Origin of the sequence: Candidatus Enterococcus courvalinii (assembly GCF_017315945.1) — a bacterium.
Lineage (GTDB): Bacteria > Bacillota > Bacilli > Lactobacillales > Enterococcaceae > Enterococcus_B > Enterococcus_B courvalinii.
In genome coordinates, this window is the sequence record NZ_JAFLWI010000006.1 from 19,963 (window position 1) to 41,771 (window position 21,809).

General features: G+C 37.8%; 19 protein-coding genes, 1 pseudogene and 1 other annotated feature. Of the genes and pseudogenes, 15 read left to right on the forward strand and 5 right to left on the reverse strand.

Annotated features, from left to right (window positions below; all coding sequences use genetic code 11):
• Positions 1–26: 26 nt before the first annotated feature.
• The 4 genes and pseudogenes from uvrC to JZO71_RS04430 all read left to right on the forward strand — a co-directional run bounded on the left by uvrC (position 27) and on the right by JZO71_RS04430 (position 6,244).
• Positions 27–1,805, forward strand: a complete 1,779-nt coding sequence (gene uvrC / locus JZO71_RS04415; RefSeq protein WP_206898387.1) for an excinuclease ABC subunit UvrC — start codon at positions 27–29, stop codon at positions 1,803–1,805.
• A gap of 188 nt (positions 1,806–1,993) precedes the next feature.
• Positions 1,994–2,893, forward strand: coding sequence for an ABC transporter ATP-binding protein (locus JZO71_RS04420; protein ID WP_206898388.1), 900 nt, complete (start codon positions 1,994–1,996; stop codon positions 2,891–2,893).
• Complete coding sequence (locus tag JZO71_RS04425; RefSeq protein WP_206898389.1) at positions 2,886–4,148, forward strand: ABC transporter permease; 1,263 nt, start codon at positions 2,886–2,888, stop codon at positions 4,146–4,148. The genes JZO71_RS04420 and JZO71_RS04425 overlap by 8 nt, the downstream gene beginning before the upstream one ends.
• 196 nt (positions 4,149–4,344) lie before the next feature.
• A pseudogene (locus JZO71_RS04430) lies at positions 4,345–6,244 on the forward strand (fructose-bisphosphatase class III).
• Between the two features lie 74 nt (positions 6,245–6,318).
• On the opposite strand, the gene JZO71_RS04435 reads toward JZO71_RS04430, so the two are convergent.
• Positions 6,319–7,038 (reverse strand): gamma-glutamyl-gamma-aminobutyrate hydrolase family protein, encoded by a 720-nt coding sequence (locus JZO71_RS04435; RefSeq protein ID WP_206898390.1) that lies wholly within the window; start codon positions 7,036–7,038, stop codon positions 6,319–6,321.
• A 204-nt stretch (positions 7,039–7,242) separates the two neighbouring features.
• Positions 7,243–7,291: a sequence feature (sodium ion sensor (DUF1646 type); this cis-regulatory element may regulate processes involved in with the transportation of sodium ions), on the forward strand.
• A gap of 108 nt (positions 7,292–7,399) precedes the next feature.
• On the opposite strand from JZO71_RS04435, the gene JZO71_RS04440 reads away from it, so the two are divergent.
• From JZO71_RS04440 to JZO71_RS04485, 10 genes are all read left to right on the forward strand, one after another.
• Complete coding sequence (locus tag JZO71_RS04440) at positions 7,400–7,720, forward strand: hypothetical protein (RefSeq protein WP_206898391.1); 321 nt, start codon at positions 7,400–7,402, stop codon at positions 7,718–7,720.
• Positions 7,707–9,707 (forward strand): V-type ATP synthase subunit I, encoded by a 2,001-nt coding sequence (locus tag JZO71_RS04445; protein WP_206898392.1) that lies wholly within the window; start codon positions 7,707–7,709, stop codon positions 9,705–9,707. Before JZO71_RS04440 ends, JZO71_RS04445 begins: the two co-directional genes overlap by 14 nt.
• Positions 9,708–9,724: 17 nt before the next feature.
• Complete coding sequence (locus JZO71_RS04450) at positions 9,725–10,195, forward strand: V-type ATP synthase subunit K (RefSeq protein WP_206898393.1); 471 nt, start codon at positions 9,725–9,727, stop codon at positions 10,193–10,195.
• Between the two features lie 19 nt (positions 10,196–10,214).
• On the forward strand, positions 10,215–10,799 hold the full coding sequence (locus tag JZO71_RS04455) for an ATPase V (protein WP_206898394.1): 585 nt from the start codon (positions 10,215–10,217) through the stop codon (positions 10,797–10,799).
• 11 nt (positions 10,800–10,810) lie between these two features.
• On the forward strand, positions 10,811–11,797 hold the full coding sequence (locus JZO71_RS04460; protein WP_206898395.1) for a V-type ATPase subunit: 987 nt from the start codon (positions 10,811–10,813) through the stop codon (positions 11,795–11,797).
• Positions 11,787–12,098 (forward strand): V-type ATP synthase subunit F, encoded by a 312-nt coding sequence (locus JZO71_RS04465; protein WP_206898396.1) that lies wholly within the window; start codon positions 11,787–11,789, stop codon positions 12,096–12,098. The genes JZO71_RS04460 and JZO71_RS04465 overlap by 11 nt, the downstream gene beginning before the upstream one ends.
• 21 nt (positions 12,099–12,119) lie before the next feature.
• Positions 12,120–13,901, forward strand: coding sequence for a V-type ATP synthase subunit A (locus JZO71_RS04470; protein ID WP_206898397.1), 1,782 nt, complete (start codon positions 12,120–12,122; stop codon positions 13,899–13,901).
• Positions 13,894–15,273 carry a V-type ATP synthase subunit B gene (locus JZO71_RS04475; RefSeq protein ID WP_206898398.1) on the forward strand — a complete coding sequence of 460 codons (1,380 nt, stop codon included), beginning with the start codon at positions 13,894–13,896 and terminating at the stop codon, positions 15,271–15,273. Before JZO71_RS04470 ends, JZO71_RS04475 begins: the two co-directional genes overlap by 8 nt.
• A gap of 2 nt (positions 15,274–15,275) precedes the next feature.
• Entirely contained in the window at positions 15,276–15,914 is a 639-nt protein-coding gene (locus JZO71_RS04480) for a V-type ATP synthase subunit D (RefSeq protein ID WP_206898399.1), read from the forward strand.
• 105 nt (positions 15,915–16,019) lie between these two features.
• Positions 16,020–17,375, forward strand: a complete 1,356-nt coding sequence (locus JZO71_RS04485) for a TrkH family potassium uptake protein (RefSeq protein ID WP_206898400.1) — start codon at positions 16,020–16,022, stop codon at positions 17,373–17,375.
• Between the two features lie 86 nt (positions 17,376–17,461).
• Here JZO71_RS04485 and gloA read toward each other — a convergent pair whose 3' ends face one another.
• A complete protein-coding gene (gene gloA / locus JZO71_RS04490; RefSeq protein WP_206898401.1) occupies positions 17,462–17,833 on the reverse strand; it encodes a lactoylglutathione lyase in 372 nt (123 codons plus the stop codon).
• Between the two features lie 120 nt (positions 17,834–17,953).
• Between gloA and JZO71_RS04495 the strand changes: the two genes are divergently transcribed.
• Positions 17,954–18,403 (forward strand): NUDIX hydrolase, encoded by a 450-nt coding sequence (locus tag JZO71_RS04495; protein ID WP_206898402.1) that lies wholly within the window; start codon positions 17,954–17,956, stop codon positions 18,401–18,403.
• A gap of 243 nt (positions 18,404–18,646) precedes the next feature.
• Here JZO71_RS04495 and yidA read toward each other — a convergent pair whose 3' ends face one another.
• The 3 genes from yidA to JZO71_RS04510 are packed head-to-tail and all read right to left on the reverse strand — an operon-like array spanning position 18,647 to position 21,684.
• Positions 18,647–19,459, reverse strand: coding sequence for a sugar-phosphatase (yidA, locus tag JZO71_RS04500; RefSeq protein ID WP_206898403.1), 813 nt, complete (start codon positions 19,457–19,459; stop codon positions 18,647–18,649).
• Positions 19,460–19,490: 31 nt separating this feature from the next.
• Positions 19,491–20,858 carry an HD domain-containing protein gene (locus JZO71_RS04505; protein WP_206898404.1) on the reverse strand — a complete coding sequence of 456 codons (1,368 nt, stop codon included), beginning with the start codon at positions 20,856–20,858 and terminating at the stop codon, positions 19,491–19,493.
• Complete coding sequence (locus JZO71_RS04510) at positions 20,842–21,684, reverse strand: lipoate--protein ligase family protein (RefSeq protein ID WP_206898405.1); 843 nt, start codon at positions 21,682–21,684, stop codon at positions 20,842–20,844. Before JZO71_RS04510 ends, JZO71_RS04505 begins: the two co-directional genes overlap by 17 nt.
• Between the last annotated feature and the right edge of the window lie 125 nt (positions 21,685–21,809).

Consider the following 21,809-nt stretch of genomic DNA (forward strand, 5'->3'; position numbering starts at 1 on the left):
AAGAATAACGAAGAGGGGAGTACCTGATGAACGAAAGAATTAAGAACAAATTAGCTTTACTTCCTGACCAACCGGGCTGTTACTTAATGAAGGATAAGAACGGAACGATTATTTACGTTGGTAAAGCAAAAATTTTGAAAAATCGAGTTCGTTCATATTTTACTGGTAGTCATAATACAAAAACAGAACGATTAGTCAGTGAAATTGAAGACTTTGAATATATCGTTACAGAATCAAATATTGAAGCGCTGCTTTTAGAAATTAATTTGATCAAAAAAAATGATCCTAAATATAATATTATGCTAAAGGATGACAAAACGTACCCCTTTATCAAAATTACGAATGAAAAGTATCCACGCTTGGTTATTACACGAAAAGTTCTCAAAGATAAAGCAACGTATTTTGGTCCCTATCCTGATGTTGGTGCAGCTAATGAAACTAAAAAAATTTTAGATCGATTGTTTCCTTTGCGTAAATGCAAACCAAGTCAGACAAAAGAACCTTGCTTGTATTATCATCTAGGGCAATGTTTATGTCCGTATTTTTTTCATGTTGATCCGGCTGTTTACACAGAAATCGTGGACGAAGTCAAACGATTTTTAGGTGGCGACTATGCAGCGATTGAAGCAGAGATCCAGCAAAAAATGGAAATAGCAGCTGAAAATATGGAATTCGAAAAAGCTGCAGAGTATCGAGACCAAATTCGAGCAATCGACACTGTGATGACACGCCAAAAAATGACAAATACTGACTTGAAGAACCGTGATGTTTTTGGTTATGCGGTTGATAAAGGCTGGATGTGTGTGCAAGTGTTTTTTGTTCGTCAAGGAAAGTTGATTGAACGAGATGTATCCATATTTCCTTTTTATAATGAACCAGAAGAAGATTTCTTAACCTATATTGGACAATTTTATCAAGAAAACGAACATTTCATTCCACAAGAAGTGCTTATACCAGATACTATTGATAAACCAAGTGTGGAGGCATTGCTTTCAACTAAAGTTTTACAGCCGCAAAGAGGAGAAAAGAAAAAGCTGGTTGAATTAGCAAATAAAAATGCTCGAGTGGCATTAAATGAACGTTTCGATCTTATTGTTCGAAAACAAGAACGCACAATTGGTGCTGTAGAAAAATTAGGTAATGCCATGAATATTCCAACACCGATTCGTATCGAAGCGTTTGATAACTCGAATATTATGGGAACATCACCTGTTTCGGCTATGGTCGTGTTTATTGATGGAAAACCTGCTAAAAAAGAATACAGAAAGTATAAAATCAAAACAGTTCAGGGCCCAGATGATTATGCATCGATGAAAGAAGTGATTTATCGCCGTTATTCTCGTGTGTTGAAAGAAGGCTTGCCGCTCCCTGATTTAATTTTGATCGATGGTGGTAAAGGTCAAGTGGATGTTGCCAGAGATGTATTAGCGAATCAGTTAGGTGTTGATATCCCAATTGCTGGGCTGGCAAAAAATGACAAACACAAAACAAGTGAGCTTTTGTTTGGCCCTGAGCTTTCTGTGATTCCATTAGAACGAAATTCTCAAGAATTCTTTTTGCTTCAACGAATCCAAGATGAAGTGCATCGCTTTGCGATTACGTTTCATCGTCAATTACGTAGCAAAAATAGTTTTGCTTCTCGTTTGGATGGAATTGACGGGCTTGGACCTAAGCGAAAGAAAGCCTTACTGAAAGAATTCAAATCTTTGAAAAATATCACCACAGCATCAATTGAAGAGTTGCAAGCAATTGGTCTACCAAAGAATGTTGCTCAAAATGTACACGATAAGCTAAGGCAAAACTAAGTCGAGGACACTTTACAAACCCTGTAAAGTGTCCTATTATTTTTTATATAAAGAAAAAAATGAATTGAAACAAGTTTTTTTTGACCAATATATTTAAGTCAAGAAAGCTTGTCTCTTTTTGTATCTGATTCAACTTTTTTTATGAATGAAATGAAAAGCAATAGTTTAGAAAGAAAAGGAGTGAAATGATGTTAGAGGTTACAGACTTAGTTAAGACATTTGGCGACTATACCGCAGTCGACCACGTATCTTTTCGGATACCAGATGGGAAAATTATGGGGTTGATTGGACAAAACGGTGCCGGTAAAACGACCACGTTTCGTTTGATTTTAGATTTTTTGACTCAAGATCAAGGAGAAATTTTGTGGAATGGTAAACCCTTAGGTGAAAAAGAATATGATATTATTGGTTACTTGCCTGAAGAACGTGGGCTATATCCAAAAGTTACGATTCAAGATCAATTGATTTATTTCGCAGAATTACGTGGAAAAACACGAAAAGAGATCGAACCTAAGATTGATTTTTGGATGGAAAAGTTTCAAGTCAAAGGAAAGAAAACAGACAAAGTGAAGTCTTTATCTAAAGGAAATCAACAGAAGGTTCAATTGATTGCAACATTGATTCATGAACCGAAATTGATTATCTTAGATGAACCGTTTAGTGGGTTAGATCCAGTGAATGCAGAATTGTTAAAAGATGGCATACTTGAACTAAAAGCAAAAGGGTCATGTGTTATCTTCTCTAGTCATAATATGGATAATGTGGAAAAAATCTGCGATCATTTGATTATGTTGCGGAACGGGAAAATGGTTCTAAATGGTAAGGTCCATGAGATTCGCGAATCTTTTGGTCGAACAAAATTATTTTTAGAATCAGATTTAACACAAGCTGAAGTTGCTGGAGTCGAAGGTGTCCAAAAAGTCGTTAAGCGTGAAGATGATTCACTTGAAATCACTTTGTCAGATCCAGAGGCGGGTAAAGAAATCTTTACTCGTGCGACGCAATTCGGCTATATTCCAATGTTTAATCAACAGCCACCAACGCTTGAAGAAATTTTTAAACTGAAGGCAGGTGAGTTTGATGCGTAAATTTTGGATTATTACAAAAGATGTTTATTTAAAAAATGTCAAATCGATCTCTTTTCTAGTGATGATTCTGGTGCCGTTTATTATGATGGGAATCATGTATGTAGCTGGAAACTTTGCACAGAATAATAGTGAAGTAAACAAAATCGGTATTTTATCAGAAAATCCTCAACTAAGTGAACAGTTGAGCCAGCTAAAATCAGATGAATTTAGTTTTGAAAAAGTAGATTCTGAAAAGACCGCACAGAAACAACTTGAAGATGAAAAAATTGATGCGTATCTAGTGGTTGCAATTGATAACAATGAGGTCAAAGGAACCTTGTACAGCGAAAATTCATTGGGGCAAAGCACTCAATTGTTAATCCAACAACAGTTAACAGGTATTCAATCAACTCTTCGTGCTAGCCAACTTGGCCTTTCTGGAGAAGAAGTGGCAAGTTTAAGTGAAATGGCTGGTTTGACTAGACAAAAAGTGAGCTTTGATGATCAAGGGAAGATGACTATTGGCGAAGACAACTCACTTGTGCAATATGTAGTAAGTTACGTGGTTACTATTACGCTATTTATTATTATTTTGACGTATGCACAAATCATTGCGCAAGAAATTGCGTCGGAAAAAGGGACAAGAATCATGGAAGTTATTTTGTCTAGTACAACGGCACAAAAACATTTTTATGGAAAATTAACAGGTGTTTTATTGGTAGCTTTGACACAGATGGGCTTGTATGGCGTTATCTTTGGAGTAGGGTATCAACAATTTAAAAATATGGACATGGTCAAAGAAATTTTGGCAGGTATTTCTTTAACGAATATCTTTGGCCCATTCTTGTGGTTCTCATTGGCATTCATGATTTTAGGGATTCTGATTTTCTCTGTGTTGGCAGCTCTATGTGGCTCATTGGTTAACAAAGCAGAGGATACAGCAAAAGCTATTTTACCTGTGACTTATCTTTCATTAGGTGGTTATCTTTTGGGGTTGATTCTTGGGGCATCAGATCCTAATAATATTGTGATTCGAATTACTTCTTATATCCCGTTCCTTTCTTCTTATGTTATGCCAATTCGTTTGGCAAATGAAACGGTGGGATTAGGTGGTGCATGGATCTCGTTGATTATTTTAATCTTGATAACTATCTTCTTAACAATCGTTTCAGCAAATATGTATAAATCAAACGTTCTTGTATATAGTGAAGGTGGTATTTGGAGTTCATTGAAACAATCTATTTCAATTATGAGAAATGAACGAAAAAAAGGGTAATTTATATTCATGAAAAAAAGGCAGTTCATCTTTCTTTAACTGAATGTTATAAGTCGAAGACTCAGACAAGCTTGTCTGGGTCTTCTTTTTGTGGATAGACCAATTTTTTGTTTTTGTCTATTTTAACTATTTTAAACTTGTTTAAAAAGATAGTTGGTAATAGAATATGAACTATACCGATTAAGGAGGGCCTTTGATGGATCCGTATCTAGAGTTATTGTCAGAAAAATTTCCAACGACTGAAGCTGTTTTAACTGAAATTATTAATTTGGAAGCAATTTTACAGTTACCTAAAGGAACGGAATTATTTTTAAGCGATATTCATGGTGAATTTCCGGCTTTCGATCATATTCTGCGAATTGGTTCAGGAAACTTGAAGGAAAAAGTTCGCGAATTATTTGACAATCAATTATCAGAAGAGGAAAGAAATCAGTTAACTTTGTTTGTTGCTTACCCAGAATATGTACAACAAACAACTTGGTATGCGCAACAAGAAAAAGAACAACTAGTTGTACAGTTGATTGATCTCTTAGGATTTACCTCAGTCAAGTATACTCGATCTAAAGTTAGAAAAAGTTTACCTAAAGAATACAGTTACATTATCGAAGAACTTTTATATTTGGATAATCGATTACAGGGAAAAAAGGCTTATGCGCAAAAAGTGATTGAACAACTAGTACGTTTAGGTGAAGTCAATCGTTTTTTAGAGAAACTTGCGTTAACGATTCAAACGTTAGTAATCGATCATTTACACATTGTGGGGGATATTTTTGATCGTGGAACTCAAGCAGCAAAGGTAATGGATCGACTAATGGCACAATCATCCATTGATATTCAGTGGGGAAATCATGATATTTTATGGTTAGGCGCATTTTACGGATCAAAAGCTTGTTTATTGACCTTACTCCGCATTGCAACACGCTATAATTATTTGTTTGAGTTAGAAAAAGAATACGCAATTAATTTGCACCCCTTATTTTCATTTGCCCATCAAACATATAAGGAAAATCCTGTATTTACCCCTAAGAACAGCAAAAATGTGACTGACTCTGAACGAATGGAACTGGAACAAGTCCATCAAGCATTAGCAATCATGCAATTCAAAGTTGAAGAGCAGTTGCTCATGCGACGCCCAGAATTTGAAATGGATGAGCGTCAATTGTTACACAAAATTGATTATGAAAAAGAAATAATCGATTTAGAAGGAGCAAGTTATTCGATTGAAGGGGGATGCTTTCAAACAATTTCCCCTCAAGCACCTGAACAATTGACCAAAGAAGAGGAGCAAATAATCGATAGTTTGATGTATTCCTTTCAGCACTCATTACGAATGAAAAACCACATGGAGTTCTTATTGGAAAAAGGAGCGATGTCTCTCACGTACAATGACCATTTATTGTTTCATGGGTGTATTCCAGTGGACGAAAAGGGAAATTTTTTGGCTTTAGAGCAAGAGAAAGTTGCTGGGGGAGTTGAATTGTTAGCATTTTTTGAAGAAAAAATTCGAGAAAGTGCAAAAACACCGGATTTTGGAGAAGACTTAGCAACAGATTATATTTGGTATGCTTGGAGTGGAAAAGTTTCGCCTTTGTTTGGAAAAAGCAAAATGGCAACCTTTGAGCGCTATTTTTTTAGAAGAGACACAGACACATGTGGAAAAGAGTAATGCCTACTATCGTTTGAGAAATGAGCCATGGTTTAGTCAAAAGGTTTTATCCTCATTTGGCATAAAATCGACTGGCTCAGTTATTATCAATGGGCATACTCCTGTGAAAGTTTGCAAAGGTGAATCACCAGTCAAGGCGGAGGGAACGGTTTTTGTGATCGACGGAGGTTTGTCTAAAGCGTATCAGAAAACAACAGGAATTGCAGGTTATTCACTACTTTTGAATTCTTATGGGTTCCAGTTAGTTACTCATTATCCTTTTATATCAGTCGACCAGCAATTGGCACAAGCAAATGAAGGAACCTATGTTAAAAAGGTGATCAATCAAAAATTACCACGTCGTTTAAACCGAAATACGACAAAGGGAAAAGTTCTCCAACAAGAGATTGCTCATCTGCATCAATTATTAGCCATTTATTCAAACCGATAGTTGGCGTAACTATAAAAAAGCCAGAAGTAATTTGTCATTTGCTTCTGGCTTTTTTTGGTAGAGGATTCAAATTTTTATAATTCATTAACGAAGTAATCAAAGAGACTTTGATCTAGTGGATTGACTTGGTGGGTCAATTCGGGGTGCCATTGAACACCAAAGATTTTTTCTTCGGGATTTTTGCTTTCGACTGCCTCAATGATTCCGTCGTTGGCAATAGCAATTGCTCTCAATGAGGGAGCTAAGTCTTTGATTGCTTGATGGTGGTAAGAATTGACGAAATAAGATTCTGGTAACAAAGAACCAAGGAGACTATTAGCAGAAACCTTTACTTCATGAGTAGCAAAAGTTGGAACTGTTGGTTGTTGTTCATGTTTGACTGCCCAATTGGGATAGAGGGAAAGGTCTTGATACAAGGTTCCACCTAGTACGACATTCACTAATTGTGTGCCGCGGCAAACAGAAAAAATTGGTTTTTTTTGTTTGATTGCTTCTTTGATCAACGCTTGTTCAAAGAGATCTCGGCTGATGTTTGTTTCTTGCAACTTTGGATGTGGCTCTTCTTGGTATAACCGAGGGCTGATATCTTGTCCTCCAGCTAACAATAATTTATCGATACGGCTGATAAAGGCAGCGGCATAGCTTGGTTCAAGTATAGGAAAGACGAGTGGTAAACCACCTGCTTGTTTGACTGCTTGAACAAAGCCATGTGGGGTGTAGGTAACTTCATTTCCCTGAAAAGTATCTGTTGCTTTATTTAAATGATTACCGGCAATTCCAATAATAGGTTGCATAGTTGTTCCTCCAGACTGTAACTGAATTGATTGTAACAACTTTTGAAAAAAAGTGGAAATACTTTGAATTTTTTTGCCATCCTGAAACCCTAACACTATTAGGGTTAGTTTGACTTTTTTCGCAAGAAGTCAGTATAAAACGTTCGAAAATGGTTGAACATTTACCCCGTTTTGCTATAATAAAAGACAAATTCAAATAAAAAAGGTTGGGCGTAAGCTTTCAAGGATCAAGTTCTTCAAGGGGTGAGAAGAGCAGTTATTGAAAGTAGCTTGATTACTAGACAGATATCGTTAGAGGTAGCTGACTTTCAATGAACTTGAAAGGCAGCTACCTTTTTTTTATCGAAAGGATGTGAACGATTTGTTAGAAATTTTAGAAAAGATTCGTAAAGCAGAAGAAAAAAATGAAGAACAGATGCAAGTTTTACGTACTGAGATGCAAGAGTTAACAAAGCAAAAAGAAGAAGAGCTTCACGTAATTGAAGAAAGAAAGCGCCAAGAACAAACTCAGCTTCTTTCAGAAAAAAAACAAATCAAAGAAGCAACACTTAAGAGCAAACAAAAGCAACTAGATGAAGAAGTCCAGCAGGTTCAACAAACACTAGCTGAACAGTATGACAAGCATCAAGAACAAGCAATTGATCTAATTATTGAAAGGGTGAAAGAATATGTCCGTCACTAAGATGGAAAAAGTCACGCTCATTTCAGATCAAAAGAACCAAGAAACGATTTTACAAGCCATTCAAGGAATCCAACAAGTCGAATTTCGCGATTTATTTCAAGAAACGACAAATAATCATTGGGTCGAAACTTACTTTCCACAGGTCAAGATTTTTTCTGAGGATACGAGTAAACATGAATTAGAGCAACGACTGCAATCAATACGTGAAGCGGTTCAATTTATTGGACATCATGGTCATTCTCAACAAAAGTTGGTCCATTTAAAGCGGACGGAACTTTCTTTGCATGAGTTAGAAGCTGCCTATTCAGAAGCTGATTTTTTGAGAAAGTTACAAGAAGTCTTGGACTTGAAAAAACAGTGGGAGAAGTTAAGTGAACAACGTAAAGAACTAATGGAGAAAGAGGAATGGCTTTTAAAGTGGCAATATTTGGATGTGATTCCTGCAACTTTCGATAGTCAAAAAACAGTTCTTGTTTTGGGAAGTATGGGAACGACTAGTTTGGAACCTTTTCAAACTGCTGTGGCACAATTACCTGTTTATTTGAAAGAAATTTATTCTACAACAAAATCTGTTTACTTGGCGTATATTACTTTGCAGGAAGCAGCAGAACAAGTAGCAGAAATTGCCAGTCGACAAGGCTTAACGGTAATGAACTATCCCTATGAGGAAGTGCCAAGTAAGGTTTTAACTAAAATCAAAGAACAATTGTCAGAAGTACAATTAGCTCAAAAAGAACTGGCCAACAAGATTGGTTCGTACCGTGAATTGATTTGTGAGTTTGAATGGGTGGAAGAAGTGACATTGGCACTGATCGAACGTGAAAGAGTTAAACAACAGTTTGTTCGTTCAAAACAGTTACTTGTTTTACAAGGGTGGATTGGAATAGATGCAAAGACAGATTTAATGACTGCTTTAGCGGAAAAACTTCCAACCTCGGCTGTTCATGTTCAGTTTGAACTACCGACTGTCGAAGAAATCCAGACAGAAGTACCAACGAAATTAACCAATCATCCACTGATTGAGCCTTTTGAATTGCTAACAGAGATGTATAGTTTGCCAAAATATGAAGAAGTTGACCCAACTCCTTGGTTCACGCCATTTTATCTTGTCTTTTTCGGTATGATGGTCGCAGATGTCGGATATGGTTTATTGTTATTGATTGGTTCGGTTCTGTTACAAAAATGGGCTGTTTTACCACGAGGATTGGCAAGATTTGTTAAATTTTTTGAGATTTTATCTATCCCAACGATTATCTGGGGTTTGGTTTACAGTTCATTTTTTGGGGAAGCATTACCAAAAAGTATCTTTGGTATCCCACTTCCCTTTCCTATTTTATCAACAACAGAAGATGTGAATACGATTTTGATCTTGTCAGTTATTTTTGGCTTGATTCAAATTTTAGTTGGCTTATTTGTCTCAGCAAAAGAAAATTTGAAAAGAAAAGCGTATTTAAATGCGATTAGCGAAGGTTTTGCTTGGCAAGGTATCTTGATTGGGATTGTTTTAGCTGTAGCCGGGGCAATTGTTTTAAAACAGAAACAATTTTTATATCTTGGTGGCAGTATCGCGATTTTGTCAGCATTTTGCATTGTGATTATTCCAATCTTTCAGTCTACTTCGAAGGTAAAAGGTGCTGCTAAAGGCGTATATAACCTATATGGGTTAACAAGTTATATTGGTGATCTAGTTAGTTATACTCGTTTAATGGCACTTGGAATTTCTGGGGGCAGTATTGCCGCCGCGTTTAATATGTTGGTAGCATTTATGCCACCAGTAGCACGATTTAGTGTTGGTTTGCTTTTGATTGTTCTCTTACATGCATTAAATCTATTTTTAACATTGTTGAGTGCGTATGTTCATGGTGCTCGATTACAATATGTCGAATTTTTTGGCAAGTTCTATACAGGTGGCGGGCGAGCGTTTCAACCACTTAAAACCGCAGAAAAATATGTCAATATCAATCATCGAAAACGAAAAAATGAATAATGGAGGAATTTTAACAAATGATGGATTACTTAATTACAAATAATGGTGGAATTATTTTTGCAGTATTGGCGATGGGCGTGGCTACGATTTTTTCAGGAATTGGTTCAGCCAAAGGCGTCGGAATGACTGGGGAAGCCGCGGCTGCATTGACAACTAGCCAACCAGAAAAATTTGGTCAGGCACTGATTTTACAATTGCTACCAGGAACACAAGGTCTTTACGGCTTCGTAATTGCGTTCTTGATTTTTATCAATCTAAGTGGCGATTTATCAGTGGTTCAAGGAATGAGTTATCTAGGTGCGTCTTTACCAATTGCGTTTACAGGCTTGTTTTCTGGTATCGCACAAGGAAAAGTGGCAGCAGCAGGTATTCAAATTTTAGCGAAAAAACCGGAACATGCAACGAAAGGAATTATTTTTGCTGCGATGGTTGAAACCTATGCGATTTTAGGCTTCGTGATTTCTTTCTTATTAGTTTTAAACGCGTAAACGTGAAGGAGGAGAATCAATGGATGCCATTGAACAAATCATTAAACAAATGAATGAAGACGCAGCAAATGAGCGTGCTGCTTTTGAATCGGCTGAGCGTGAAAAAATCGAGCAAGTCTTCAAGCAAAAATCGGAACAACTAATGACTACTTTTCAGCAACAAGAGCGTAAGCAACTCGAGTCGTTAGAGCGACATTATCGACAATTAGAAAACCGTCAACAAGTCGAAGCTCGACAAGAAATGCTGAATAAAAAACAAGTTTTTTTAGATAAGCTATTTGATGAAGCAATTGAGAAAATGGAATCATGGAAACAACAAGAGACTCTAGCATTTGTTCAAGCAGCCTTGGATCCATTGGGATTAAAGGGGAAAGTTACTTTTCGTGTAGGTGAAAAATCAGCAGGTATTTTTACGGAAGAGATAATCAACAATCTATCGCAAAAATTACCCTTTACGTTAGTCAAAGATCCGAAGGTAATTCCCAATGAGGCTGGCTTTGTATTAGACAGTGACGGAGTTCAATATAACTTTTTGTTTAGTCGATTAGTGACGGAGTTAAGAGGTACGATGGGCTACGAATTAGCACAGCAATTGTTTACTTAAGGAGGGGAACGATGAACTATCACGAATTGAATCCTTTGATTCGCGGGAGAGAGCTTGAATTATTGACGAATGAAGATTTTGAGCGATTGATTCAAGCCCCTTCAATTGACTCATTTGGCGAACAATTAAAAACGACGATTTACCAACCTTATGTTTATGAAGGATTTGAATATGAACTGGAGCAAAACTTGGCGAAGGAGCAAAGTGAATTATTTGCATGGTTAAAAGAACGAGTCCCTGAACCAGAAATTCTCTGGATTTATACAATGCGTTTTACTTTTCATAACTTGAAAGTTTTGACTAAAGCAGAACTTACCGGGAAAAACTTAGATCATTTATTTATTGATGATGGTTTTTATTCATTGGATAAGATGAAAGAAGCAATCCGGACACAAGATTCGATCGAACTACCCGAAACATTACTTGCTAGTATCCGTGAAGTATTTGATTACTTTGAGGGGGCAACTATTTTACAGGGAATCGATGTGATTTATGACCGTCATTTTCTAACGGAACAGCGCCGACTTGGCGAGAAGCTTGGTTACAAGGAACTGTTGACGGAAATTATTGCATTGATTGATCTCACAAATATTACAACGATGGCGCGTGGATTGATCCAAGGTCGAACAAAAGGATTTATGACAACGGTTCTTTCAAGTGCGGGTGGCATCGAAAAGGAAATCTTTTTATCTTTTATTGGTCAAGAATTAGAAGTGTATAATCGCTTTTTATTAACGACCGACTATGCAGAAATTATTCGTCCTGCACTAAAAGAAACGAAAATAGATCTAATTACTTTAGAGCGTTTGAAGGATGATTATCTTTCTTCACTTTATCAGGAGGCACAAACACAGGCTTTTGGACCATTACCATTACTGGCTTTTTTAAATGCAAAAGAAGTAGAAAGGAAGAATTTGCGTTTGTTGGCAGTTGGTAAACGTAGTCAGTTTAGCGCAGAACAAATCAGAGAGCGGGTGAGAACGGTCTATGGGGCATAAAATAGGAGTAATTGGCGATAAGGCATCTGTTTTACCTTTTCAGTTAGTTGGGTTTGATGTTCACTTTGAAACAGATTCAAAAAAGGTGCGTCAACTCGTGGAAAAAATGGCAAAAGAGGACTATGGTGTGATCTATATCACAGAACAATGTGTGACTTCTATCCCAGAGGTAATTGCTCGCTATCAAGAACAGCTGATGCCAGCAATCGTGCTGATCCCTAATTATCAAGGAACAGAAAAGATTGGAATAACAGAAATTCAAAACAATGTTGAAAAAGCCGTAGGTCAAAATATTTTATAGTAGGGAAAAGGAGCGAATGATTTGCAAATTGGAAGAATTATCAAAGTGTCTGGACCACTTGTGATGGCTGAAAATATGAGTGATGCTAGTATTCAAGATATGTGTTTAGTAGGAGAGCTTGGTGTAATCGGCGAAATCATTGAAATGCGTGGTGATGTCGCTTCTATCCAAGTTTATGAAGAAACATCAGGAATTGGTCCAGGTGAGCCAGTACGTTCAACTGGTGAAGCACTGTCTGTTGAACTGGGGCCGGGAATCATTTCACAAATGTTTGATGGTATCCAACGTCCGTTGGATACCTTTATGGAAATCACACAAAGTAATTTTTTAGGTCGAGGTGTACAACTACCAGCTTTAGATCATGAGAAAAAATGGTGGTTTGAAGCAACAGCTGAAGTGGGAGAGTTTGTTGTTGCTGGTGATGTCATTGGAACTGTGGCTGAAACAAAAGTAATCCAACATAAAATCATGGTTCCAAATGGAATCAGTGGAAAAATCAGCCAATTAGAATCAGGAAATTTCACGATTGATGAAGTCGTTTGTGTTCTTGAAACGGAACAAGGAAGTAAAAAACTCACGATGATGCAAAAATGGCCAGTGAGACGAAGCCGACCGATTAAGGAAAAACGCAACCCAGAAGCGCCCATGATTACTGGACAACGAGTGATTGATACTTTCTTCCCCGTGACAAAGGGAGGAGCTGCAGCTGTTCCAGGACCGTTTGGAGCTGGAAAAACCGTTGTTCAGCATCAAATTGCTAAATGGGCAGATGTTGATATGGTTGTTTATGTTGGTTGTGGCGAACGGGGAAATGAGATGACCGATGTCTTAAATGAATTTCCTCAATTAATTGATCCAAATACTGGTGAATCGATCATGGAGCGTACGGTTTTAATTGCAAACACATCGAATATGCCTGTTGCAGCACGAGAAGCGTCGATTTATACAGGGATTACAATTGCTGAGTATTTTCGTGATATGGGATATGACGTGGCAATCATGGCAGATTCTACTTCTCGCTGGGCGGAAGCTTTAAGAGAAATGAGCGGTAGGTTAGAAGAAATGCCAGGAGACGAAGGGTATCCTGCTTATCTCGGTTCACGTTTAGCTGAATATTATGAGCGATCAGGGCGAGTAATGACGCTTGGTTCAGTGTCTAGAGAAGGAAGTATTACAGCAATCAGTGCCGTTTCTCCTTCGGGCGGGGATATCTCTGAACCAGTGACGCAGAACACATTGCGTGTGGTGAAAGTTTTCTGGGGGTTAGATGCGAATCTAGCACAACGTCGTCATTTTCCATCAATCAACTGGATGCAAAGTTATTCTTTGTATTCGACGGAAGTTGGGCAGTATTTAGATCAAGTATTGCAAGCAGATTGGTCACAAATGGTTACAGAAGGAATGCGTATATTAAAAGAGGAAGAACAATTAAATGAAATCGTTCGTTTAGTTGGGATCGATTCACTTTCTGATAATGATCGTTTGACTTTAGAAGTCGCAAAGTCACTTCGAGAGGACTATCTTCAGCAAAATGCTTTTGATGACGTTGACACGTTTACGTCGAGAGAAAAACAATTCAACATGTTGAAACTGATTTTAACATTTGGCCAAGAAGCGCGTCGTGCGCTGTCTTTGGGGTCGTATTTAACTGAAATTATGGAAGGAACAGTTGTCCTTCGTGATCGGATTGCTCGAAGTAAATATATACCAGAAACTGAAATCGAGCAGCTTGATACACTCTTGGTTGAAACGAAAGAAACGATCCAAAAAATTATTGCGGAAGGAGGAATGACGGTTGATTAAAGAATACCAAACGATTGGTGAAGTAGTGGGCCCTTTGATGGCAGTGGAAAAAGTAGCAGGCGTAAAGTATGAAGAATTGATTGAAGTTCGTATGCAAAATGGTGAGATTCGTCGCGGACAAGTATTAGAAGTTCAAGAAGACAAAGCCATGGTTCAGATTTTTGAAGGAACTAGTGGTATCAATCTTCGAGATTCCGCGGTACGATTTCTTGGTCATCCATTAGAGCTAGGTGTTTCTGAAGACATGATTGGTAGAGTCTTTGACGGCTTAGGTCGTCCTAAAGATCATGGTCCGGAAATTTTGGCAGAGAAAAAAGTCGATATCAATGGAGAAGTGATCAATCCAGTTGCACGAGATTATCCTGATGAATTTATCCAAACAGGTATTTCAGCAATCGATCATTTGAACACGCTAGTTAGGGGACAAAAATTGCCTGTCTTCTCTGGTTCGGGACTTCCACATAAAGAATTGGCTGCTCAGATTGCACGACAAGCAACCGTGCTAAATGAAGCGGAAGATTTTGCTGTTGTTTTTGCAGCAATTGGGATCACATTTGAAGAGGCAGAGTTTTTTATGGAAGACTTCCGTCAAACTGGAGCAATCGATCGAAGCGTGATGTTTATGAATCTGGCTAATGATCCTGCGATTGAGCGGATTGCTACGCCACGAATGGCACTGACAGCAGCAGAATATTTGGCTTATGAAAAAGGGATGCATGTTTTAGTTATTATGACAGACATGACTAATTATGCGGAAGCTTTACGAGAAATTTCTGCCGCGCGGCGCGAAGTTCCAGGTCGACGTGGGTATCCAGGATATTTATACACAAATTTAGCCACATTATTTGAACGTGCAGGTCGAATTCGTGGCCTAAAAGGTTCTGTCACACAGATTCCCATTCTGACGATGCCTGAAGATGACAAAACACATCCGATTCCTGATTTAACAGGATACATTACTGAGGGACAAATTATTTTGTCCCGTGAATTGTATAAGAGCGGAATTCAGCCACCAATTGATGTGTTACCTTCGCTATCTCGATTAAAGGATAAGGGGACAGGTGCCGGAAAAACAAGAGCAGATCATGCCGCTACGATGAATCAATTATTTGCGGCTTATGCGCAAGGGAAGCAAGCAAAAGAACTTGCAATCGTCTTAGGTGAATCGGCTTTATCTGATGTGGATAAAATCTATGCAAAATTTGCTAACCGTTTTGAAGAAGAATACATCAATCAAGGATTTACCACAAATCGATCAATTATTGAAACGCTTGATCTTGGTTGGGAATTGCTTTCGATGTTACCAAGGACGGAATTAAAGCGAATCAAAGAAGAGCTGCTAGAGGAATATCTGCCTGAAAAGGAAGTGTAATCATGGCAAGATTGACAGTGAATCCAACACGCATGGAGTTTACTCGTTTAAAAAAACAATTAACGACGGCGACCCGTGGGCATAAATTATTGAAAGACAAGCAAGATGAATTAATGCGCCAGTTTATTTTATTAGTTCGCAAAAATCATCAACTTCGTCAAGAAATGGAAGCTGAACTACAAGCCGCTATGGCAAATGTGGTTCTGGCGAATGCGTCAATCAATGAAGCATTCATCGAGGAACTGTTTGTTTTACCCACCGAAACAATGGAATTAGCAGTGACTGAAAAAAATATTATGAGTGTCAAAGTACCAGTGATGAACTTTCAATATGATGATCAACTGGGAGAGGCTCCGTTAGAATACGGTTATTTAAACTCCAATGCAGAACTAGATCAAGCAATTGAGCAGTTTACAAAGGTTTTGCCGAAATTGTTGGCGTTAACGGAAATCGAAAAAACGTGTCAATTGATGGCAAGTGAAATTGAAAAAACACGACGAAGAGTAAATGCTTTAGAGTATATGACGATTCCTCAGTTGGAAGAAACAATTTATTACATTCAAATGAAACTCGAAGAAAACGAACGTGCAGAAGTGACTCGTTTAATCAAAATCAAAGACATGGGAAATGCTCATACGTAGCAACTACATTTCTACGTATGTGAAAAAGAGATTTGATGAAAATCAAGTCTCTTTTTCTCAAAAAAACAAACTAGCATAAGAAAAATAGGAAGGCAGTGAACTTGCTTGAAGACACGATTGACTCAACGTTTCCAAAAATTATCAGCAGTACAATTATTAGCTTTTGGCTTTTTTGCACTGATTTTTATTGGAGGAAGCTTATTGTCTTTGCCGTTTTTTAGTCGAAGTGGAGAGGCAACCAACTATCTGGATGCATTGTTTACAGCAACATCAGCGATTTGCGTTACTGGATTAGCTACTTTAAATACTGTTGAACATTGGAATGGTTTGGGACAATTGGTCTTACTGATTTTAATTGAAATTGGTGGATTAGGTTTTATGATGGTACCAATCTTATATTTTACACTTGTTCGAAAAAAGATTAGCCTGAGCACACGTATCGTGCTAAAAGAAGCGTTGAATTTAGAAAAAATGGCTGGTGTGACTGATTTGATGCTCTATATCTTTAAATTTGCTTTAGTGATCCAGTTAGTAGGTGCCCTCGCATTATCTGTCGTATTTATTCCTGAATTTGGTTGGATCAAGGGAAGTTGGTACGGTATTTTTCATGCGGTTTCTAGTTTTTGTAATGCTGGCTTTGATTTATTAGGTGAGAGCCTGATTGCATATCAAACAAATAATTATTTGCTACTCGTGATTTCAGTATTGATTATTGCTGGTGGATTAGGATTTATTGTTTGGCGCGACTTGTTGAACTTCCATCAAACGAAAAAAATCAGTTTACACTCAAAGATTGCTTTGAGCATGACGGGAATTTTATTATTAGGCAGTTTTTTCGTTTTTCTTTTTACAGAAAAAAATGGCACACATTTCTCACAAGGCAATTTTAGTAATCGAATAGTTCACACGTTTTTTTTGAGTGTGACACCTCGAACGGCAGGCTATTCGTCGATTGACTATTCTAAGATGAGTCATGCTGGTCTGATTCTGACGATGTTTTTGATGTACATTGGTGGAACTTCTGGTTCTACTGCAGGGGGACTTAAAACAACAACTTTAGGTGTATTGCTCGCGCAAATGCGTTCGATGTTTAAAGGAAGGACTAGGGCCGAAATTTTTGGACGCACGATACGACAACCAACTATTTTGCGTGCGCTGACTTTATTTTTTTTAACGCTCACTCTTTGTGTGGTGACAGTAATGATTTTATCAATTACGGAGTATGTGCCAGAAAAAATGGGGCTTGAATATATTGCATTTGAGGTCTTTTCTGCTTTTGGTACAGTGGGCTTGTCAATGGGGTTGACACCAGATCTATCAGTTGTTGGGAAAGTGTTGATTATGGCATTGATGTATACAGGGCGCGTTGGTGTGTTGACGATTGCTTTTTCATTGATGAAAAAGGTTCATCAACAAGAAATAAAAATCAAATATCCGGAAGAAAGTGTGATGATTGGGTAAGTCAAAATAAAGATAGTTTTTTTGACGGAACGCCAAAGAAAAAGCCCGATTCAAATTTTTTGAATCGGACTTTTTAAGTGAGTGGATTATCCACGAATAACTTCGATTTTGTAACCATCAGGATCGATTACAAAGTAGTAAGAAGGCGCAGTTCCAGGTAATCCTTTTAAGTCAGTTATATTTAAACCAGCAGCTTGGTGTTTTTCATGCAATGCTTCCAAGTCATCTGCAGCAATTGCGATATGGCCATAACCGTTTCCTAGATCGTATGCCTCATGATCATAGTTGTAAGTCAATTCTAATTCGTAATCATCTCCAGGCAAAGTTAAGTAAACAAGCGTGAACTTGTTTTCTGGAAAATCACGACGACGACTTTCTTCGAAACCAAACGCAGTTTGATAAAATGCAAGAGATGCGTCAAGGTCTTTTACACGGACGCAAGTGTGTGCCATTTTCATAAATAAAAACTCCCTTTCTTTTTTATTCATGATAGCAAAGAATAACAAGAAAAATAAATATTGGTGCTTGTTCATGAGAAAACTCTCATGTAGAATAAAAAGAAAAAGGTGGGAAGATGAATGGATTATCCAGTTTTTGGAGAAAAGAAACAGTCAGCCAGTTACCAAACGCGATATGCTGCATATATCATTGTAGAAGAAGAAACAAAAATAGCTTTGGTTGAGGCACCAAATGGCGCATTTTTCCTACCGGGTGGAGAAATCGAAGGACAAGAAACGAAAGAAGAAGCCATCGATCGAGAGATGATTGAAGAGCTTGGCGTCACAGTAGTTATTGACTGCTTTTTAGGACAGGCAGATGAATACTTTTATTCCAACTACCGTGCGACTTATTATTATAATCCAGGTTATTTTTATGTTGCTAAAAGCTGGGAAAAAATTGGGGAGCCAACTGAAACAACTAATCGTATTTGGTGGGTCACACCTACGGATGCGATTGCCAAGCTAAAAAGAGGCAGCCATCAATGGGCAGTTAAAAAATGGTTAGAAGGCAAAGAAGAAGCTGAATAAAAAAGTTGAAACAAAAAGTCGAAATCGTCAATACAATGAAGTTTTTTTAAGACTTCACCAATGAAGTTAGAGGATTAGCTTTACAGAGATTTATAAAAAATTTATTTCTAGCTGATAGTTGATTAATAGATGAAAGAGAAAGCAAAAAGTGGAACAACACCTGGTAACGTGTTGTTCCACTTTTTTTAGTTATCTAGTAGTCTTTTTGAAATGGAAAGTGTTCAAATAAGTTGTGCAAATGGTTTAGTTTAGTACATATTTTTTGATGGCTTCAGCTACACCATGTTCTTCATTTGAAGTTGTTAATGCGTTAGCTGCTTCTTTTACGATTGGGAGCGCATTTTCCATAGCTACTCCGAGACCGGCATATTCAATCATAGATAAATCATTTTCATTGTCACCAATTGCCATGACTTCGTCTTGCGTGATTCCAAGATGTTGTGCTAAATTCGCCACTGCTGTTCCTTTGTTGGCTTGTTTATTCAAGACTTCAAAATAAAAAGGTGCACTTTTAACAGTTGTATATTTGTCACGGAATTCTTGAGGAAGACGAGCAATTGCTGCATCTAAGATTTCAGGTTCATCAATCATCATCATTTTGACAATATTCATATCTGGTGTCATTTCTTCAGGTGTACGATATTTCAAGGGCATTTTTACAAGACCCGATTCGTGGACAGAATAAGGGCTGATGTCACGGTTAGGTGTATAGATGGCTTGTTCATCGATTGAGTGTAAGTGGCTACCAACTCGGCGCGCCATCACTTCGATTTCTAAAAAGTCTTCGTGAGTTAATCCGTGACGTGCGATGATGTGCCCTGTTTTTGTTTGTTGAACTAAAGCACCATTATAAGTGATGACATAGTCTGTGTCTTTGAACAGTTCTAACACTTCAAGTTGTTCTCTGACACCAGGTAATGGACGACCTGTACATAAAACAATGTTTACTCCTTGCTTGTCCGCTTGCTGAATTGCTTCTTTGACTTCCGTTGTTAATTCACGTTGATCGTTTAACAACGTGCCATCGATATCGATAGCGATTAATTTGATAGACATAATTTCCTCCAACATGTTTCTTACTTATTTCTTACCTATTTTCAATTAGAGCACCATTTCGAATGTGACTGGCAAATTCTTGATAGGTTTCATCAAAGAGATCATAATGGTTTCTCAAAGTGGGATCAACCATTTCTTTTGGGAAAAAGAATCGTTCATCACCTTGTTCTTGACCAGCTAATGCTGCAACTAATTGGCTAACCTTGGATAATTCTATCAAAGTTCCGTCATTTCTCAAAATCTCAATTTGAGTGCGATGCCGGTTTTGTTCTGGACGATAAAAATCATAAGGCAAATCATAACTGGAATTGATTGCTGTGTAGTACACAGGATTGTATCCCACTTTTTCAACTAGTAGAGTAAGTTCTTCAATCAGTGGTGAGTGGCGATCACCAGAAAAAGTGGCCGATTTTAATGGTTTTCGATTTAAAAATCGTTTTGCTAAGTCACTTAAAATTGGATCAGCTGATTCTGTCCATTGTGTAAAGTAAGTCCCTAATACGCCATCATCAAGTTTCAAGTAATCATCCAATGTAAATGATTCAGCCAAGAAAGGAAGCAGCAATTGTGCATGCATCTCAAATGAAGCAGGGTCTTCTAAATAAAGCTCATGTGCCCGATGAAGTAAGTGTTCTAAAATGACTTCCATGCCACGAGAAACTGGATGGAAATAAACTTGGACATACATTTGGTAACGGCTAACAATGTAATCTTCCACAGCGTGCATGCCATTCATTGAAAAGGCGATACCACCTTCATAGGGACGAATCACTCGTAAGATTCTAGTCAAATCAAAAGTTCCATATTCTGTCCCTGTGTAGTAAGCATCTCTCAATAAATAATCCATGCGATCGGCATCAATTTGACTAGAAATCATTTGAACAACCTGTGGATTGGGATACGTTTTTTGGATCACACTTGCAACTTTTTCAGGAAAGCCGTCTTCGACTCGATTCAAGATTTGATACACTTCTGTTTCCGGAGAAGTAATGATCTCCACGGTGATTGCTTCATGGTCAGTATGAAAAATATGTTCAAAAGTGTGGGAGTAGGGCCCATGGCCCACATCGTGAAGAAGTGCCGCGCAAAGCGTGACTAATCGTTCTTTATCGTCCCAACCATTTTCACCTATTTTTTCTTTTGAATAGTTCCGTGAAAAGATATCACAAATTCGTCGGGAAATTTCATACACACCCAATGAATGTGTAAAGCGACTGTGTTCTGCGCCATGAAAAGTAAATGAAGCTGTGCCTAATTGTTTAATGCGTCGTAGTCGTTGGACTTCTTTTGAGTTGATTAAATCCAAAATAACTTGATGCTGTACATGGATATAATTATGGACAGGATCACGAAACACCTTTTCAATAGGAAGAACTTGGTATTTATAAGGAATTGTCATACTGTTGCTCCTTTAAGATAGAATTTCTGTCAGCCATTTTTGCTAGCTGTGTTTCCCATTCGTTTGCTGAAACATAGTTTTGTAACCAGTCAGTTGAAGAAAGGGAGGTAAGAGGCTCAGATTGCACCATAAGGTTTTGAAAAGCTGTGGCTAAGCGGACCTTAACCTCAGAAACAGTCAATTGTTGTTGCAAAAGGTCGCTAAGATTCGCCATTTTTTCTGGTTGGACAGCAGGATAGCCATCTGTACCAAAAGCTTCTTTTAATGAGGTTTGATAAAAGGTTCGCATCAACGCGCCACGCGCTAGCTGATTTCCAGTGACACTTAGATACATCATGACAGCAATCCCACTTTTGATTCGCCGTTGAGCAATTCCTGCAAACTTTTTCCCAGAAATACTTAAGTCATATGTTCCAGGACAATAGGAGTCAGAAATTTCAAATGCTTCAATGGCTGCCTCAGGAAAAGCTCCTCTGGTCAAAGCTAACATTCGTTCGTAACCGTCATCAATTGAAATTTTTTTGTCATCTGTTTGTGGAAATAGTAAAGAGACATTTAAAATGCCCGCATCAGAAACGATACCCAAGCCTCCCGAATTTCGTACAACAGGCGTATAACCAGATTCACGAATCGATTGAACACCTTCATCAAAGAAAGGCGTACGGGTATCTTTCATTCCAAAAATCACTGTCTTGTTATATTGCCAAAAATGAAGAAATGTTTGTTGCTGCTTCTTCGTTTCGGTAGTTAATAAATCGGTCAATGCAAAAGGGGAAAAGTCATTGCCCTGATAGATGTCTTGATCCAATAAAATAGGAGGATTCATTTCATCAACTCCTTGTTCAGTTAATTCCCTTATTTCTCTCCCAGTATACCTCAAAAACAAGCAGAAGTTTTTAAGTACGCTTCTTATAAGAATAACTGACAAGCAGTTAAATTTGGGTAAAAAAA

Coding starts and splice junctions, on each gene's coding strand:
- gloA (WP_206898401.1), bottom strand. CDS start 17,833: ATGAAAATGGCACACACTTGCGTCCGTGTAAAAGACCTTGACGCATCT.
- JZO71_RS04460 (WP_206898395.1), top strand. CDS start 10,811: ATGAACTATCACGAATTGAATCCTTTGATTCGCGGGAGAGAGCTTGAA.
- JZO71_RS04435 (WP_206898390.1), bottom strand. CDS start 7,038: ATGCAACCTATTATTGGAATTGCCGGTAATCATTTAAATAAAGCAACA.
- JZO71_RS04480 (WP_206898399.1), top strand. CDS start 15,276: ATGGCAAGATTGACAGTGAATCCAACACGCATGGAGTTTACTCGTTTA.
- JZO71_RS04455 (WP_206898394.1), top strand. CDS start 10,215: ATGGATGCCATTGAACAAATCATTAAACAAATGAATGAAGACGCAGCA.
- JZO71_RS04450 (WP_206898393.1), top strand. CDS start 9,725: ATGATGGATTACTTAATTACAAATAATGGTGGAATTATTTTTGCAGTA.
- JZO71_RS04425 (WP_206898389.1), top strand. CDS start 2,886: ATGCGTAAATTTTGGATTATTACAAAAGATGTTTATTTAAAAAATGTC.
- yidA (WP_206898403.1), bottom strand. CDS start 19,459: ATGTCTATCAAATTAATCGCTATCGATATCGATGGCACGTTGTTAAAC.
- JZO71_RS04505 (WP_206898404.1), bottom strand. CDS start 20,858: ATGACAATTCCTTATAAATACCAAGTTCTTCCTATTGAAAAGGTGTTT.
- JZO71_RS04420 (WP_206898388.1), top strand. CDS start 1,994: ATGTTAGAGGTTACAGACTTAGTTAAGACATTTGGCGACTATACCGCA.
- JZO71_RS04510 (WP_206898405.1), bottom strand. CDS start 21,684: ATGAATCCTCCTATTTTATTGGATCAAGACATCTATCAGGGCAATGAC.
- JZO71_RS04465 (WP_206898396.1), top strand. CDS start 11,787: ATGGGGCATAAAATAGGAGTAATTGGCGATAAGGCATCTGTTTTACCT.
- JZO71_RS04445 (WP_206898392.1), top strand. CDS start 7,707: ATGTCCGTCACTAAGATGGAAAAAGTCACGCTCATTTCAGATCAAAAG.
- JZO71_RS04495 (WP_206898402.1), top strand. CDS start 17,954: ATGGATTATCCAGTTTTTGGAGAAAAGAAACAGTCAGCCAGTTACCAA.
- uvrC (WP_206898387.1), top strand. CDS start 27: ATGAACGAAAGAATTAAGAACAAATTAGCTTTACTTCCTGACCAACCG.